This window comes from Campylobacter sp. BCW_6465 (genome assembly GCF_001762815.1).
In the GTDB taxonomy this organism is placed as follows: Bacteria; Campylobacterota; Campylobacteria; order Campylobacterales; family Campylobacteraceae; genus Campylobacter_D; species Campylobacter_D jejuni.
Genome location: NZ_MJXN01000112.1, coordinates 102,233 through 119,299, shown reverse-complemented (window position 1 = coordinate 119,299; position 17,067 = coordinate 102,233). Strand labels below are relative to the sequence as shown.

The following is a 17,067-nucleotide window of genomic DNA, read 5'->3' as shown; positions in this document are numbered from 1 at the left end:
TATAAGATAATATTTTTTTAAAGGCATATTAATGGAAAAAACAGATTTTAGGGCATTGCAAAAAATACGCCTTTTCAAACATTCAAAACTAAATTTCAAACAAGATTATAAAATATTTAAAGAATGTCTTAAAATAATAAAACTATTTAAAGCTAAAAATATTTTAATTTTTATTCCCTTGCATTATGAACCAAACTTAATAAAATTTCGCCATATTCTTAATAAAAATTACAAACTTTTTGTTCCATTTATGCAAGATAAAAGTTTAAAAATTGTAAAATTAAGATTGCCTTTTATTAAAAAAAGGTTTGGGGTTTTAGAGCCTATAGATTCTTTTTTTAAAGCAAAAATTGATTTAGCTATTGTGCCTGTAATTGGCGTCGATAAAAATTTAAAAAGAATAGGACATGGGCAAGGTTTTTATGATAGATTTTTTGAAAATTTAAATTACAAACCTCATATAATATTTGTCCAAAGTATAGATGCTTTAAGTCAAAATAATCTAACACAAAAGCATGATATTTCAGGAAAATTATACATAAACCCTTATAAAAAATATTACAAGAAAGAAAGAAAAAATGATAGAATCACTTATCGCATTTATAGCCGCTATAGTCGGACTCGGTATAGGATATTTAGTTGCAAAAAAAATCAATGATGCCAAATATGAAATTTTCGTAGAGCAAGCTAAAGCTAAAGCTAAAGCTATAGAATACGAAGCAGAGCTTATTTTAAAAGATGCAAAAAATTCAATTCTTAATGCAGAATTAGAAGTTAAAAAAAAATATGAAGAAAAAACTCACAAAATTCAAAAAGATTTTAATCAAAAATTTGATGATCTTTCTAAAAAAGAACAAAAACTTCAGCAAGAAGAAGAAAAACTAAAAGAAGATAAAGAATACCTTTGTAAGTCACAAAAACACATTCAAGACTTACAATCTGATGTTGATAAATTAAAAAATAAATATCAAGAAAAACTTGACGATGTTTTAAAAATTTTAGAACATTCTACAGGACTTACACAAAATGAAGCTAAAGCAATCATTCTTAAAAAAGTAGAAGAAAATTCTCGCGAGCAAATTGCACATATAGTAAGAAAATATGAAGAAGAAGCAAAAAATGAAGCCAAAAGAAAAGCTAATTTCATCATTGCTCAAGCTACCTCTCGTTTTGCAGGTGAATTTGCGGCTGAAAGACTTATCAATGTTATTAACATTAAAAACGATGAACTTAAAGGACGTATCATTGGTAAAGAAGGACGCAATGTTAAAACCTTGGAAATGGTTTTAGGTGTTGATATTATCATCGATGATACACCAGGTGCTATTATAGTAAGTTGTTTTAATCTTTATCGCCGTGCTATTGCTACAAAAGTTATAGAACTTTTAGTTGAAGATGGCAGAATTCAACCCGCGCGCATAGAAGAAATTCACGAAAAAGTGTGTAAAGAATTTGATAGTGCCATTCTAGAAGAAGGCGAAACCATAGTTATGGATCTAGGTTTAAATAAAATACACCCTGAAATTGTAAAACTCATAGGAAAACTCAAATACCGAGCAAGCTATGGACAAAACGCTTTAGCACATTCTTTGGAAGTGGCTCACCTTGCAGGAATCATTGCTGCTGAGTGTGGTGGAGATGAGAATTTAGCACGTCGTGCGGGAATTTTACATGATATAGGAAAAGCATTAACCCATGATTTTGAAGGATCTCATGTGGATTTAGGTGCAGAACTTTGCAAACGCTACAAAGAGCATCCTGTAGTAATCAATGCTATTTACGCACATCATGGACACGAAGAAGCTACAAGTATAGAATCAGCAGCTGTTTGTGCAGCAGATACTTTAAGTGCTGCACGACCTGGAGCTAGAAGAGAAGTGTTAGAAGCTTTCTTAAAAAGAGTCAGTGAGCTAGAAGATATCGCTAAAAGTAAAGAAGGAATTAAAAATGCCTATGCAATCAATGCCGGAAGAGAGATTCGCGTCATAGCCAATGCTCAGCTTGTTAATGATGATGAAAGTGTACTTTTAGCTAAGGAAATAGCAGCTGAAATTCAAGAAAAAATGCAATATCCTGGTGAAATTAAAGTCAATGTTATACGTGAACTTAGAGCTGTAGAATACGCTAAATAAGGTTTATTATGCAAGATATGATTGATACTTTAATAAAATATGGTTATATTGTTTTATTCTTTTACTCTTTAGGAGGTGGAATGGTTGGAATTTTAGCTGCAGGAGTTTTAAGTTCTCAAGGAAAAATGGATCTTAGTTTTTGCATTGCTCTTGCTTTTATTGCTAATACCATAGGTTCAACTTTGCTTTTTATACTTGGAAAATATTATAAAAAAGATATTATGCCTTATTTTAAAAAACACCGACGCAAGCTAGCCCTTGCTATGATGAAAACAAAACAACACGGAATTATTTTATTTGTAACTCAAAAATTTATTTATGGTTTAAAAACTTTCATTCCTATAGCTGCAGGTATGGCAAAATATAATTTTATTAAATTTTTTATTATCAATACTCTAGCTAGTTTGTCATGGGCTATTGTTCTAGGTTTTACTGCTTATACTTTTGGGTATATTATTGAAGCAATTTTTGATAAACTGAGTTTATATCCTTATGCTGCTCCTTTATTTTTATTATTTTTAGCTGGAATAATTTGGTTTTATTTAAGTAAATTTTCCAAAAAATAATGTCTCTATGGAATTCTTTTTTTTACTCTTTTAAAGAATTTCATTATTTATTTTTATCTGTTGTTATTATTTTTATTTTTAATATCCTTTTAGAATATAATAATTTTTTAAACTTTAAAAACCAAAAACATTACTTTATAAGTAACGCTCTATTAACGCACCAATATATAAAATATAATAAAAAAAATAAAAAATACTGGGTTTTAAAGCTACAAACTGAAAACTTCACTTTTTATACTACAAGTTTTAAGGATTTAAATTTAAGCAAGAATCAACTTTTAAGCCTTAGAATTATCACCCATAATATTAACTTTAAAGACTATCTGAGCAAAAGTTTTTATGCACCTTCTTATGATTTTAAAAAATTAAAAGAAAAAGAATACAATCCCATTATATCTTACTTCTTAAATCAACATACAAATGAAAAAATTAAAGAATTTTATGGTGCTTTATTTTTTGCACTGCCCATATCTTTAGAGCTTAGAAACGATGTAAATTACTACGGCATAGCACACCTTATAGCAATTAGCGGTTATCACATAGGCTTGCTTTTTAGTTTAATTTTCTTTATTTTAGCTCCAATTTATAGTTTTTTCCAAAAAAGATATTTTCCTTATAGAAATTTACGTTTAGATTTAAGTATTTTAATTTTTACACTACTTTTAGCTTATGCTTGTTTAATAGGATTTGTCCCTTCTTTTGTGCGCTCCTTGATTATGGCTTTTTGGGTTTTTTATCTATTGTGTAAAAATATAAAAATTATTAATTTCTTTACGCTTTTTTGTAGTATTTTATTATGCATTTCTCTTTACCCTAGACTTTTATTTAGCATTGGATTTTTATTTTCTATTTTAGGTGTTTTTTATATTTTTTTATATATGCATCATTTTGCAAATAAATTTAATAATCTTATAAATATTATTTTGCTTAATATTTGGACTTTTTTTGCTATGGTTTTACCTGTGCTTTATTTTTTTCCACTTATAAGCTACCAACAAATTTTAGGTATTATTTTGAGTGGAATTTTTGTAATATTTTATCCTTTAGTATTATTTTTGCATCTTATAAACTATGGAGATTTGCTCAATTTTATCTTAGATGAATTTTTTAAATTTAAAATTTATGGAACTAATATCCATATCCCATTTTGGATTTTTATAAGTTATCTTATTGCTTCTTTAATCTCTGTACGATTTAAATATCTAGCTTTTCTTTGTATTTTTGCGAATTTTATTCCCTTCATTATGATTGTAATTTAGAAAATAATAGAGTTTAAGCCCAAAAAGATAAATAATCCAAGAAATATAAATCCAAATAAAAAAGAATAAAATAGTAGAAAAAGATCCATAAACACTAGCGTATGTTTTATTATATACCACATAATATACAAATAAATTTTTTCCTATATACCAAATAGCACCCGCTCCAAAAGATACTAAAGCTAAACTTTTAAGAGTTCCCTTATGAACAGAACTTGAATAAGATATAAAAAATAAACCCCAAATAATTACAAAGGGTAAAATTTCAAAAAAATTAAACCCTATTTTATAATCATCTAAAGCTTGTTGGATAAAACCTGAAATATAAAAACTAAGCCCAAGCCCCAAAGGAACAAGAGTTAAAAGAGTCCAATAAGAACTAATGCTTTGCCAAAGTCCTTTAGGTTCATTTTTAGTAATACGATTGATTACAAAATCATAGCCTGAAAAAAAAGCTAAAGAAGTAAATGCCATAGCAATAAGACCTACAATACCCAAATTTACACTATTTTTTAAAAAAGTATCGATGTAAGTAGCAACAACATCTTGTTGCGTTGGTATTAAAAAAGCAAAAATTACTTGCTTTGCTTTTTCATAATAAGCTTTAAAACTAGAAATTTGCGTAAAAACAGAAAAACATACAAATAAAATAGGTATTAAAGATAATACAGTATAAAAACTAAGCGCTGCTGCATAATTTAAAATTTCCTTATCACGCAAATTTAGCAAAATAGTAAAAAAATTTTTCACCTTCTAAAGTCCCATTTTAAAAGGATTTAGTATATTATTTGGATCAAAAGCTTTTTTAATATTTCTCATTAAATTCATTTCGGCTTCAGAAAAAGCTAAATTCATAAAAGGTGCTTTAGAGAGTCCGATACCATGCTCTCCGCTTAAAGTTCCTCCAAGTTTCACTGTTAATTTAAAAATCTCTTCCACAGCTTCATAGCCTTTTTTCACTTGCTCTTGATCATTTTTATCAGGAACCATCACATTAGTATGCACATTTCCATCCCCTGTATGCCCAAAACAAGGAATTTTAAAACCATATCTTTTAGAAATCTCATCTATACCTTCAAGCAAGGCAGGTAGTTTAGAACGCGGAACTGTAATATCTTCATTAAGTTTTAAAGTTCCATACATGGAAATGCTTTGAGAACAATTTCTTCTAGCAAACCAAATATCTGCGGCTTCTTGTTCGTCTTTTGCTATTTTAAATTCACTAGCTCCAGCTTCTAAAAAATAATGTTCTAAATTTCTTAAATCCTCATCAATAGCTTCTTTAACATTACCATCCACATCAGCAATCAAAATAGCGCCAGCTTCTATAGGCAAACCTTTATTAAATTTACTCTCAACCGCTCTAATGCTAAGATTGTCTAAAAATTCCATAGATACAGGACTTACGCCGCTAGCAAGACTTTTGTAAACCGCATTCATAGCACTTTTTATACTTGGAAAAATAGCAAAAGCGGTTTTTTTGAATTTAGGTAAAGGCATTAATTTTAAAGTAAGCTCACTTAAAACTGCCAAAGAACCTTCACTAGCGATTAAAATTCCTGCCAAATTATAACCTGCCACATCTTTAATAGTGCGTTTTCCTGCACGAATGATTTCTCCGCTAGGCAAAACAGCCCTTAAAGCCATCACATAATCTTTTGTAATGCCATATTTTGCAGCTCTCATTCCCCCAGCATTTTCGCTTACATTACCCCCTAAGCTAGAATACTCCATGCTAGCAGGGTCAGGCGGGTAAAAAAGTCCGTATTTAGCCACTTCTTTTTGTAAATGTATATTAATAACCCCAGGTTGCACAACAGCCACTAAATTTTCAAGATCAATTTCCAAAATTTTATTCATATGCTTTTCAAAAGCAAGCACCACCCCGCCATTAACAGCTAAAGCTCCTCCTGTAAAACCAGATCCTGAGCCTCGTGGTATGACTATGATATTATTTTCATTGCAAAATTTTAAAATTTGAGCAATATCTTCTTCATGTCTTGGAAAAAGAACCCCATCGGGTAAATAATGTTTTTTTGTCGCATCATAGCTATAAGCTCTTTTGTGAATTTCATCAAAATAAGCGTTTTCTTCTCCTAAAAATCGTTTAAAATATTGTTCAAATTCTTTTTTCATGTTTATTGCACCTTAGGAAGATTAATCAAAGCATCATAATACCTATAATAATTTCCTATTTCTTGAGAGTTAAAATCAAAAAAATTACTTTTATATCCACCTATACGAGAATAAAAAGGAACCTGAACGCTAGTTGGCTTGCTTATAGGCACTTCATAAAGCTTATTAAAATCTTGACAATCCACAACTTCTGCTTGATTTTCCAAAGCCACAACCAAAATGCCAACCGCATTATCATCACAAAATTGCCTAAAATCTGAACGCTTAGGAGAAAGAGTGGCCGTTCTAATTAATTGTGCTCCAAAAATGTCAATATGGGTAAAATATATCTGCGGAAATTCTCTAACAAGTTCATTATAAGTTTGTTCATCAGGAGCAATTACCAATCCTCTATCATAAAGAAAATTTAAAACAACCTCATCACCTACTTTAGGTAAAACATTTGGTAAAGGCAAAGCATCTTGCTTAAGAGCTGAAAAAACACTAAATTCTAATTTTGCCAAACCATTTTTTTTATCTATAACACTTGCTCTAGCGATGATACTTTGCGAATTGCTAAAATGTTGCACTACTACACCACTTGAATAAAGTTTTATATCATCACTATCTTTAATATAGCCATAAATATCATCAACTTTTACAAGTTTACTTTTTATAGGTTTTAAATCAAATCCAACCGCAAAGAGGCTAAGGTTTAAAGCTAAAAAACACACTATAGTTTTAAACAAATTTACTCCTTAAATAAAAATTTATAGAATTATAATCCTTTTTTGTTAAGCAATTGTAAGAAAAATAAAGTAAAATATAGCTTTCAAAATTTCAAAATTCTTTTAAAAATTAAGGTTATCTCATGAAAAAATTATTACTTTTATTTATTTTTGTTATTCAAAGTTTTGCAGCTTTAAGTGTTGAAGAGCTAACTTGGGATAATGGAGATACCTTACTTAAATTCTTACAAAGAAATTCCATACCTATGTCGCTTTATTATGGACTTGATAGAGAAGATCAAGAGCTTGCTTCTGATATAGCCTACAAAATAAAATATCAAGTTTTAAAAGATGAAAACAACAACATAGAACAAGTTTTAATTCCAATTAGTGATGATTTACAAATTCATATCTATAAAGATAAAGGTGGACAATACACTCTTGCTTTTACTCCTGTATCTTATCAAAAAGAAGATAGAATTTTACATTTAACCATTAAAAGCTCTGCTTATCAAGATGTCTATGAAGAAAGTGGTAGCAGCACTTTAGCTCGTGCTATGGTTCGTGCTTTTCGAGGAAGTATAAATTTTCGCAATATCCAAAAAGGTGATGAAGTAACCCTATATTATGAACAAAAAAGACGCATGGGTAAACTTTGGGGTGATATAAATATAAAAATGGCAATGGTAGAAATCAATAAAAGCGCAAGAGAAGTCTTTTCTTATAATGATATATTCTATGATCGTGATGGCAAAGAATTGGAATCTTTTTTACTTACAAAACCTGTGAATTACACTAGAATTTCTTCTCCTTTTACAACAGCAAGATATCATCCTATATTAAAACGCTATCGCGCCCATCTTGGTATAGACTATGCTGCACCTACCGGAACTCCTGTGAAAAGTGCTGGCAAAGGAGTAGTAACCTTTATAGGCACAAAAGGTGGTTATGGAAATGTAATTCAAATCAAGCATGACTCAGGTTATATGACTTTATATGCTCATCTTAGTCGTTTTGCAAAAATTAAAAACGGACAAAAGGTAAATCAAGGACAAGTAATTGCATATGTTGGTTCAACAGGTATGAGCACAGGTCCTCATTTGCATTTTGGAGTATATTTAAATAATAGAGCTATAAATCCTGCATCTGTTGTAAAAATCGCCAAATCAGAACTTAGTGGAAAAGCGAAAGAGAATTTTAAGCATATCATAGCTGGATACGACCAGGTTGTTAAAGAAGCCCTAGCTTCAAATCAACCTAATCCTCCAAAAGAAGAAGATTTTGAAAACTATATAGAATTTTAATTACTCAATAACGCTTTATCTTTCGCATTGATTAAAGAATTTAGAAGAGTTGCAAGCTCTTCTTTTTCTTTTTCATTAATTTCACAAAAATCTGCATTAATCAATTGTTTCACCAAAGCTTCATTTAGCAAATCCCCATCGCCAAATTCTCTAGCTTTTTGAATGATTTTTAACACTCTTAAATCTTTTCTTTCGTACATTTTAATCCTTTAAATAAACCACACTCACAAAACGCTTAGTCGTTTTATCTCGACGATAAGAAAAAAAACTCTCATCATCAAAGCTACAAATTCCACAATCTTTAATATTTTCAATGCCTAAATTTTGCGCTTGAAATTTTACTAAAGCTTTTAAATCAAGTTTATCGTCTTGAACAAATTCTTTAAATTCTTTTTTAGCAAATTCTAAAATTTCTCCATCTATTTCATAATTTTTAGCACAAATTCCAGGCAGGATAAAAAGATGAAATTTATTTTTATCTAAATGTGAATTTTGCATAGCAATTTGATCAACGCATTCTTTTAGGATATTTTCAAAGCTTCCTTTTCTACCTGAATGCAAAGCTGCTATAATACCACTTTCATGATATAAAATTAAAGGCAAACAATCCGCACTTAAAACACAAAGAGCAGTATTTTTTTCCTTGCTTATAAGTCCATCACAACTGAGATTTTTTAAATTTTTATCATAAATAATAACTTTATGGGAGTGAATTTGATCCATAAAAACACATTTTTCAATGTCTTTAAAACCTAAATGAGAAAATAAATTCTCATTATAAATTTTAGCTCTAAAAACATTATAATCCTTATCAAAAGCGCAAAAAATACCGACTTTATCATTTTCTAATAAAGATAAGAAATTCTTTCCACTTCTTCCCATGACAATCCTTTGTTTTTACCTTGTAATTGTGCATAAATATAACGAGCAAGCAAATCACTTTCTATGTTGATTTTTCTACCTACTTGATAGTCTTTAAAAAGCGTTTCTTTAAAGGTAATAGGAATAATAGTAAGCCTGATACCATTTTTTAAAATTTCATTGATAGTAAGACTTACTCCATCAACGCCTATACTTCCTTTTTCTGCTATAAATTTCATAGCTTCTTTAGGTAAAGATATATGAAAATCTACTCCATTTTCATCTTTTTGAATTTTTTCAAGTGTGCCAATAAAATCAATATGTCCTTGCATAAGATGTCCATCAATTCTATCACCGTATCTTAAAGCAGATTCTATATGAACTTTATCTTTTAAATTTTCTATAGCTATATGAGTGCGACTTTCACGAGAAAGCTCCACTTCAAAACCTCCCTCATAAAGTTTTGTCACACTCAAACAAGCTCCATTCACAGCTATACTATCGCCAAGATTTGGGCGATATTTTGCTTTTAAACTTAAAGTATTGTTTTGATAAGATTGAACTTTAGCAATTTCTCTTATGAGTCCATTAAACATTTTTTACCTTAAAAAATCTTATTTAATAATTTATTTACCGCTTTATCTACTTTATCGCCTGTACTTTTAGCACCATCACTCACACCACCACCTACTACATTTTTAATAGAATTTAACACACTTCCTGCATTTAAATTTACTTTAGGGTTTTCCGTAGTTCCTGTAATGCTTCCTTTAAAATTGGCTCTATCGAGTTTAATATCAAAAGGCAAATTTAAAGCCCCGCTTTTAGAATTTAAAGCTCCTGATTGTACTAAAATATAAGAACGATCCGCTTGCATATTAAGATCAAGTTTGATATTTTCTTTTTTAATCAAAGCTTTAGCATTAACAGTGCGATAAACATCATTTGTAATATCTTTTAGCATTAAAATTTTTAAAGCATTGGTAATAAGATTTGGTTTTAATTTACCCTCTTTCATGTCCAAATTAACCTCGCCTTCTTCGCTTAAAAGATTGTAATTTGCCTTCACATCTGCCTTGCCTTGATAAACATCCATAAAGTCCAAACTTTGAGCTAGACTACTTAAATCCACTCCATTTAAATCAGCAAGCAAAAGGTTATTTTTAAGTGTGCTTTGAAGCTTCCCTTCAAATAAATTTGGACTATTTACAACAAAATTTAAACTCTTATCAAAACCTACCTTTCCATTAAATTCTGCCTTACCTTTAAGTTTTCTATCCAACAAAAAGCCTAGTTTTGAAAAATCATTTATCTTTAGACTAAAATCCAAATTTAAAAGCATTTTGCCTATATCAAAACTTCCTTGTAGTTTTGTAAGATCAGCTAAAGATGAATTTAAAACGGAATCAAATTGAGCGATATTATTTTTAAAATTAATTTTGGTATTTAAATCATAACTTGTATTGTTTGGAAAATTTTTATTTAAAATGTTACTTAAAGTTGTAACATTTAAAATACCTTTAGCTTCTAAATTTGCTTTACCATTAAGGTTGTTAAAATCGATATTATCTAAATTAACTTTTGCATTAACAATTCCACTGGCATAATTTGGCATACCTGCTATAACAAAAAGTTTAGATAAATCAAGTTTATCAATGTTTAAATCAAGTTTTTTACCATTTGAATCAGCCTTGATTACACCATCTGCCAAATTTGCATTTGCATTTAAATTTTGTATTTGAGTGCCTATAATATGAGCTTTTGCAGTAAGATCTGCCTTACCTTGTAATTTTTGTCCTGCTATAGTACTAAACTGAGACAAGTCATCAATAAAAGCATTTAAATCTGTATTTAACTCACTATTTTTTAAATTATAAGTTCCTTGAAGTTTTTTAATATTAAGCAAATTTGAAGCAAGTAAAGCATTGTAAGAAATATTGCTATTTTTTGCATTTGCTTTAGTATCAAGACTAAAAATTGTATTTGGAAGTTCTATTTTGGCTATTTTTTTAAGCTCATTGGTGTTAATCTTTGCATTGTTTATTTTTGCTTCAAGATCGAAATTAGAAAAATCTAAATCCGCATTTAGAAGCTTAGCATTTAAATTTCCAGAAACCAAAGCTCCATATCCTGCAAGAGCTAATAATTTTTCCAAACTTGCTTCATTAATATCTGCAAAAATTTTATTATTTTTCAAACTTGCCTTTACCTCTCCACCAAGTCCGATAACTTGAGCATTTAAACTTGATAAGGCATTATTTACAACACTTGTTTGACCTATCACACCCAAACTACCATTTAGTCTAGTTTTTGTAAGTTTTTCAAGCTTTGCAAGAGAAGGAATACTTAAATTAAAATCAGTACTTAAAGCATTCTTGCTAATATCATAAAGAGTTTTTTGGGTTTGTAAGTTAAGATAATCATTGTAAATTTTACTTACAGCATAAATCTTATCTTCTTTAACATTGGCCAAAATTTCTGCTTTAGGATTAGAATTTAAAGGCAAGTCTAAAGAAAAATCTTTTTTTATCGCCTCATAGTTTATATAACTTGTATCAAGTTTTATGATAATATTTCCATCAGGTTTTAAATCCTGTGCTGAAATTTTTGCTTGAGCATTTAAAAAACCTTTAGCGTAACTAGGGTAAGATAAAAGATGAAGTATTTCTTCTACCTTAAGATTTTGCGCATCTAAATTTAAAGCAATAGGATTGTAATTATACATTCTTGCATTTAAAAGTACATTTGAACCTAATAAATAACCTTTTCCATCTAAAGTAAAATCACTTGCTTTACCTTGAATCTTACCGCCAAAAGAAAGGTTTTGATTTAAATTTAAACCTAAATTTTTAGCATAATTTTGATTTAAAGAAATAAGATAGTCAAGATCAAATCCAAGCTTAAAAGGACTCAAAGCTCCCTTAAGATTAAAATCTGCCATATTTGCGATATTTGCTTGCAGTTCAAGACTTGAAAAACGTAAATTAAAATGCGTGATATTTACATCTAATCTCGCACTTTCTTTGATTTTTTTTTGTGCTATATTTGCCACTATATTATTACCAAAACTTGTGAAAAGTATGGTATAAATAGCAATTAAAAGCACAACAACAAAAGCTATAACTCCATAAAAAATCTTTTTCATTTTTATCCTTTAGTTTATTTTATAAAATAACTTTAGTCTATAAAACTAAACTTTTATAAATATTTTAATTTAAAGTATTGACAAAATTCATTTTTTATAGTATGATTTTATCACTCTAAATAAAAGAGTGCTAAAATCAATATTTTTAAGGATGGACAAAAATGAATTTTCAACCTTTAGGAAAGCGTGTTCTAGTTAAACGCGTTGAAGAAACCAAAACAACAGCCTCAGGCATAATTATACCAGATAATGCTAAAGAAAAGCCTTTAATGGGTGAAGTAGTGGCAGCAAGTAAAGAAATCACTGATATTGCAAATGGTGATAAAATCGTGTTTGCTAAATACGGTGGAACAGAAATTAAACTTGATAATAATGAATATTTAGTTTTAAATTTAGATGATATCTTAGGAATTTTAAAATAATTTATAAAAAGGATAAAAAATGGCAAAAGAAATTATTTTTTCAGATGAAGCAAGAAATAAACTTTATGAGGGCGTTAAAAAACTTAATGACGCGGTAAAAGTAACTATGGGGCCAAGAGGACGCAATGTTTTAATACAAAAAAGCTTTGGTGCTCCAAGCATTACTAAAGATGGCGTAAGTGTTGCTAAAGAAGTAGAACTTAAAGACAGTCTTGAAAATATGGGTGCTTCACTTGTAAGAGAAGTAGCAAGCAAAACAGCTGATCAAGCAGGGGATGGAACAACTACTGCAACGGTTTTAGCTCATGCAATTTTCAAAGAAGGTTTAAGAAATATCACAGCAGGCGCAAATCCTATTGAAGTAAAACGCGGTATGGATAAGGCTTGCGAAGCTATAGTAGGCGAACTTAAAAAACTTTCTCGCGAAGTAAAAGATAAAAAAGAAATTGCACAAGTTGCTACAATCTCAGCCAACTCTGATGAAAAAATCGGAAATTTAATCGCTGATGCTATGGAAAAAGTGGGCAAAGATGGTGTTATCACTGTTGAAGAGGCAAAATCAATCAATGATGAATTAAATGTGGTTGAAGGTATGCAATTTGACAGAGGTTATTTAAGCCCTTATTTTATCACTAATGCAGAAAAAATGACCGTAGAGCTTTCAAGCCCTTATATCCTGCTTTTTGATAAAAAAATTGCAAATTTAAAAGATTTATTACCGGTTTTAGAACAAATTCAAAAAACAGGCAAACCACTTTTAATTATCGCTGAAGATATTGAAGGTGAAGCGCTTGCAACTTTAGTTGTAAATAAACTTCGCGGTGTTCTTAATATTTCAGCCGTAAAAGCTCCAGGTTTTGGCGATAGAAGGAAAGCTATGCTTGAAGATATAGCAATTTTAACAGGCGGAGAAGTGATTTCTGAAGAACTTGGAAGAACTCTTGAAAGTGCGACCATACAAGATCTTGGACAAGCTTCTAGCGTAATTATCGATAAAGACAATACAACCATAGTAAATGGCGCAGGTGAAAAAGCAAATATCGATGCAAGAGTAAATCAAATCAAAGCACAAATTGCTGAAACAACTTCAGATTATGACAGAGAAAAATTGCAAGAAAGACTTGCAAAATTAAGTGGCGGTGTTGCAGTTATTAAAGTAGGCGCAGCAACTGAAACTGAAATGAAAGAGAAAAAAGATCGCGTTGATGATGCTTTAAGTGCTACCAAAGCAGCAGTGGAAGAAGGTATAGTAATCGGTGGTGGTGCAGCACTTATCAAAGCAAAAGCTAAAATCAAACTTGATTTAAAAGGTGATGAAGCAATTGGTGCAGCTATCGTTGAAAGAGCTTTAAGAGCACCTTTAAGACAAATTGCTGAAAATGCAGGATTTGATGCAGGTGTGGTTGTAAATAGTGTAGAAAATGCTAAAGATGAAAACACAGGATTTGATGCTGCAAAAGGTGAATATGTCAATATGCTTGAAAGTGGAATTATCGACCCTGTTAAAGTAGAAAGAGTAGCTTTACTTAACGCAGTTTCTGTAGCTAGTATGCTTTTAACCACAGAAGCAACAATTAGTGAAATTAAAGAAGATAAACCTGCTATGCCAGATATGAGCGGTATGGGAGGAATGGGTGGTATGGGCGGAATGATGTAATATCTGCTCTAACCTCTAATCAGCAAGAAAAATTCTTGCTGATTACCAATTTAATTTAAAAACACTCCCTTGATTTTCTACAGATTCGCAAATAATCTTAATATCATTATCATCACAAACTTTTTTTACCAAAGAAAGCCCTATACCAAATCCTCCTTGATCGGTATTAAATCTTGTATATCTATCAAAAATTTGATTTAAATTTGACTTTGAAATTCCACAACCTGTATCCGCAATACTTAAAAAATTGGCTTTCAAAATTATAGAAATTACTCCACCTTTTTTATTGTATTTAATAGCATTGCTTATAAGATTATCAATCAATTTAGAAATTTGATTTTTAGAGGCAAAAATATTTGCTTGATTTAAATCAAGCTTTAGTGTAATTTTTTTTTGCTCAAAAAATACTTTAAAATATTCCAATCTTTCTTCAAGTAGCATTCTTAAATCAAATTTTTGTTTTTCTGTTTCTAAGGTATTAGGAAAATTATAAAAAACAAGATCAGAATACACTTGAGACAAACTTTTTGCAGCAAGCTTAATCCTTGTAAATTTAGCATTATCTCCTAAATTTTGATGATCAAGTTGTTCTATACTCATCAAAATAATACTTAATGGGGTATTGAGTTCATGAGTTGAATCTTTAATAAAACGATTTAGTGTGCTGATTTTATCCTCTAAAGGCTTTAGAGCAATTTTTACTAGAATATAAGATATTAAGCCCAATATGAAAAAAGCCATAATAGCAAAACCAAAAACTTTCGTTCTAATCCAAAAAAGATCTTTACCAACATCTTCACCCTGTATTAAAATTTGCAAACCATCGTTAGTATTTACTTCTTCATTGCTAGCATGTCTTAAAAAATAATGATCTGCACTCATAGGAGCAAGAAAAAAAACCTTATTATCACAAATACCTCTACCTTTAAGCTCTATCTTTGCCTTTCTTAAATCAAAATCTATATTACTAAAAACAATCTTTTTAGTATCAAATATAGCAAATTTTAATGCTGTGCTTTGAGCAATATTTTTTGCACTTATATCTATAGGGGTAAAACGAGAATTTAAGATGCTTATAACAATATTTCTATGATTTTCTCTCAAAGTGGCACCCTTTAAAACAACTAATTCTTCATATAATTTTTGATACCATAATGCAAAAAAAATAGTTAAAAAAATACCTGTAGTTGTTAGATAGATTAATAAAATTTGCCTAATGACTTTTTTAGCCATAGCAATATCCCCTGCCTCTTTGATTTATAATTTTTTCTTTTCCTAAAATTTTACGTAAATTTTTCACATAAGCCCTTAAACTTAGCTCACTAGGCTCCTCATCATAATCCCAGAGTTCTTCAAAAATTCTCTCTGTGCTTAAAAAGTTGTTTTTATTTTTAAGTAATAAAGACAAAAGCTTAATTTCTTTACTCGGTAAAGTCAAGGCTTTATTATTATAGTAAAGAATTTGTGTAGTAAATTCAAATCTAAATCCATCCCCTAAATCTTCAAAATCTTCATTTTTATGTGAAAAAGCTCTTTTAAGCAAAGCTTTAACCCTAATAGATAACTCAGCAAGTTCAAAAGGTTTTTTTATATAATCATCACAACCTGCATCAAAGCCTTGTTTTAAATCGTTTGTTGTATTTAAAGAAGTCATGAAAATTGCTGGGGTTTGCTTTCCGCTTTTTCTTAATTCTTTAAGCAATGAAAATCCATCTCCTAAAGGAACTTTTACATCTAAAATCCAAAGATCAAAATATCTTTCATAAGCTATATCTAAAGCTTCTTGCGCATTATTGCATAAAAATACTTCATATCCTTCATCATTTAAAAACTCTTCAATGATCTCACTCAAACTCAAATCATCTTCTAAAAGTAAAATTTTAGCAGCCATAATTTAAATCTTTCTAATTTCAAATCTCTTAAAATATATATCATTGTATCAAAATTCCTATCAATTATTTAATAAAATTTCATTTTTATTTAATTTATTTTTATCTATAATCCTTTTATATAAATAAATTTTTCCTTAAGGAGTTAAAATGCTTCCAAAATGGGATAATAGCTATAGTGTGCACAATGCTAAAATTGACGAGCAACATAAAAAGCTTTTTGAACTTGCTGCAAAAGTTGAAGTTGTATCAGATAGATCTGTAAGTAAAAATGAAGTCAAAGAACTTTTGGCTGAATTTTTTAATTATATGAAAGATCACTTTAATGATGAAGAAAAATACATGCAGCTAATAGGCTATCCAAATTTAGAAGAACATCGAAAAATACATAAAGAAATCATCCAAACCATGATTAATTTAATCAAAGATATCAAATCAACCAATGATCTTAAAGAAAAACTTTATATAGTGGCTAAAAAGTGGCTTTTAGAACACATACTATACGAAGACATGAAAGTTGAAAAATGGAGAAGTTCTTCTTTATCTACAGATGATGGCAGTGATATTAGCTTTGAAGCAGCAGAAGATGAAGATAATGAGCATCCACAATTTTATCTTTATATCTGTAATTGTCCTGGTAAAATTCACGATGTTCCTTATAACATTCATCAAAAAATAGAACTACAAGGTCACAAATTTACCTGCAAAACTTGTAAGCAAATTATAAAATTTTACAAAAAACATTCTTAAGGAGGATAAAATGAAACACAATGTAAAAACTTATTCTTTTAGAATGCCTTTAGAGCTTAAGGAGCGTTTGGATAATTTAAGTAAAAATCTTTCTAAGCCAAAATCAGCTATAATAAAAGAAGCTATAGAAGCTTATCTTAATGAAGTTGAAGATTTTTCTTTTGCTGTTAATGCCCTAGAAGAACTTAAAGATGGGGATTATCAAAAGGCGAGTAAAAAAATAGATAAAATTGTCAAAA

The 17,067-nt window shown here is 29.5% G+C and carries 18 protein-coding genes; 9 read left to right on the top strand and 9 right to left on the bottom strand.

The features are described 5' to 3' along the window. Positions 1-31 precede the first annotated feature (31 nt). Genes AJ886_RS08745 through AJ886_RS08730 form a run of 4 tightly spaced genes read left to right on the top strand, consistent with a single transcriptional unit; the run spans position 32 to position 3,957 of the window. Positions 32-658: a 5-formyltetrahydrofolate cyclo-ligase gene (locus AJ886_RS08745; RefSeq protein WP_044779072.1), complete on the top strand. Its 627-nt coding sequence runs from the start codon at positions 32-34 to the stop codon at positions 656-658. Further along, positions 579-2,132, top strand: a complete 1,554-nt coding sequence (rny, locus tag AJ886_RS08740) for a ribonuclease Y (RefSeq protein ID WP_052857493.1) — start codon at positions 579-581, stop codon at positions 2,130-2,132. The genes AJ886_RS08745 and rny overlap by 80 nt, the downstream gene beginning before the upstream one ends. Positions 2,133-2,140: 8 nt before the next feature. Further along, positions 2,141-2,698 (top strand): DedA family protein, encoded by a 558-nt coding sequence (locus AJ886_RS08735; RefSeq protein WP_053872364.1) that lies wholly within the window; start codon positions 2,141-2,143, stop codon positions 2,696-2,698. After that, entirely contained in the window at positions 2,698-3,957 is a 1,260-nt protein-coding gene (locus AJ886_RS08730) for a ComEC/Rec2 family competence protein (protein WP_070287564.1), read from the top strand. The genes AJ886_RS08735 and AJ886_RS08730 overlap by 1 nt, the downstream gene beginning before the upstream one ends. Here the strand turns inward: AJ886_RS08730 and AJ886_RS08725 are convergent. From AJ886_RS08725 to AJ886_RS08715, 3 genes are read right to left on the bottom strand one after another with little or no spacing between them, the layout of a single operon-like run. Next, positions 3,901-4,707 (bottom strand): YihY/virulence factor BrkB family protein, encoded by an 807-nt coding sequence (locus tag AJ886_RS08725; protein WP_070286629.1) that lies wholly within the window; start codon positions 4,705-4,707, stop codon positions 3,901-3,903. The genes AJ886_RS08730 and AJ886_RS08725 overlap by 57 nt on opposite strands. Before the next feature lie 3 nt (positions 4,708-4,710). After that, positions 4,711-6,093: an FAD-linked oxidase C-terminal domain-containing protein gene (locus AJ886_RS08720; RefSeq protein WP_070286630.1), complete on the bottom strand. Its 1,383-nt coding sequence runs from the start codon at positions 6,091-6,093 to the stop codon at positions 4,711-4,713. Between the two features lie 2 nt (positions 6,094-6,095). Further along, entirely contained in the window at positions 6,096-6,821 is a 726-nt protein-coding gene (locus tag AJ886_RS08715; protein WP_070283112.1) for a plasminogen-binding N-terminal domain-containing protein, read from the bottom strand. A 122-nt stretch (positions 6,822-6,943) separates the two neighbouring features. On the opposite strand from AJ886_RS08715, the gene AJ886_RS08710 reads away from it, so the two are divergent. Next, positions 6,944-8,104: a M23 family metallopeptidase gene (locus AJ886_RS08710; RefSeq protein WP_070287563.1), complete on the top strand. Its 1,161-nt coding sequence runs from the start codon at positions 6,944-6,946 to the stop codon at positions 8,102-8,104. On the opposite strand, the gene AJ886_RS08705 is transcribed toward AJ886_RS08710, so the two are convergent. Genes AJ886_RS08705 through AJ886_RS08690 form a run of 4 tightly spaced genes read right to left on the bottom strand, consistent with a single transcriptional unit; the run spans position 8,101 to position 12,110 of the window. After that, the gene (locus AJ886_RS08705) at positions 8,101-8,304 is read right to left on the bottom strand and encodes a hypothetical protein (RefSeq protein WP_070276671.1); all 204 of its coding nucleotides are present in this window, start codon (positions 8,302-8,304) and stop codon (positions 8,101-8,103) included. The genes AJ886_RS08710 and AJ886_RS08705 overlap by 4 nt on opposite strands. A 1-nt stretch (position 8,305) precedes the next feature. Beyond that, positions 8,306-8,986, bottom strand: coding sequence for a polyphenol oxidase family protein (locus tag AJ886_RS08700; protein WP_052857484.1), 681 nt, complete (start codon positions 8,984-8,986; stop codon positions 8,306-8,308). Continuing rightward, positions 8,950-9,561: a riboflavin synthase gene (locus AJ886_RS08695; protein WP_052857481.1), complete on the bottom strand. Its 612-nt coding sequence runs from the start codon at positions 9,559-9,561 to the stop codon at positions 8,950-8,952. The genes AJ886_RS08700 and AJ886_RS08695 overlap by 37 nt, the downstream gene beginning before the upstream one ends. Positions 9,562-9,569: 8 nt before the next feature. After that, positions 9,570-12,110, bottom strand: a complete 2,541-nt coding sequence (locus tag AJ886_RS08690) for a hypothetical protein (RefSeq protein ID WP_070287562.1) — start codon at positions 12,108-12,110, stop codon at positions 9,570-9,572. A gap of 161 nt (positions 12,111-12,271) precedes the next feature. On the opposite strand from AJ886_RS08690, the gene groES reads away from it, so the two are divergent. Together groES and groL are read left to right on the top strand one after the other, a co-directional pair. Further along, complete coding sequence (groES, locus tag AJ886_RS08685; RefSeq protein ID WP_052834033.1) at positions 12,272-12,532, top strand: co-chaperone GroES; 261 nt, start codon at positions 12,272-12,274, stop codon at positions 12,530-12,532. Between the two features lie 19 nt (positions 12,533-12,551). After that, positions 12,552-14,189, top strand: a complete 1,638-nt coding sequence (gene groL, locus AJ886_RS08680) for a chaperonin GroEL (protein WP_044779061.1) — start codon at positions 12,552-12,554, stop codon at positions 14,187-14,189. 42 nt (positions 14,190-14,231) lie between these two features. On the opposite strand, the gene dccS is transcribed toward groL, so the two are convergent. Both dccS and dccR read right to left on the bottom strand, forming a co-directional pair. Further along, positions 14,232-15,422, bottom strand: coding sequence for a two-component system sensor histidine kinase DccS (gene dccS / locus AJ886_RS08675; protein WP_070286633.1), 1,191 nt, complete (start codon positions 15,420-15,422; stop codon positions 14,232-14,234). After that, entirely contained in the window at positions 15,415-16,080 is a 666-nt protein-coding gene (dccR, locus tag AJ886_RS08670; RefSeq protein WP_044779059.1) for a two-component system response regulator DccR, read from the bottom strand. Before dccR ends, dccS begins: the two co-directional genes overlap by 8 nt. Positions 16,081-16,228: 148 nt before the next feature. Here dccR and AJ886_RS08665 point away from each other — a divergent pair, with 148 nt between their 5' ends. Both AJ886_RS08665 and AJ886_RS10910 read left to right on the top strand, forming a co-directional pair. Further along, entirely contained in the window at positions 16,229-16,828 is a 600-nt protein-coding gene (locus tag AJ886_RS08665) for a bacteriohemerythrin (RefSeq protein WP_002861919.1), read from the top strand. Between the two features lie 10 nt (positions 16,829-16,838). After that, positions 16,839-17,067: ribbon-helix-helix domain-containing protein (locus AJ886_RS10910; protein WP_070275083.1), on the top strand; the 229-nt coding region annotated here is incomplete at its 3' end.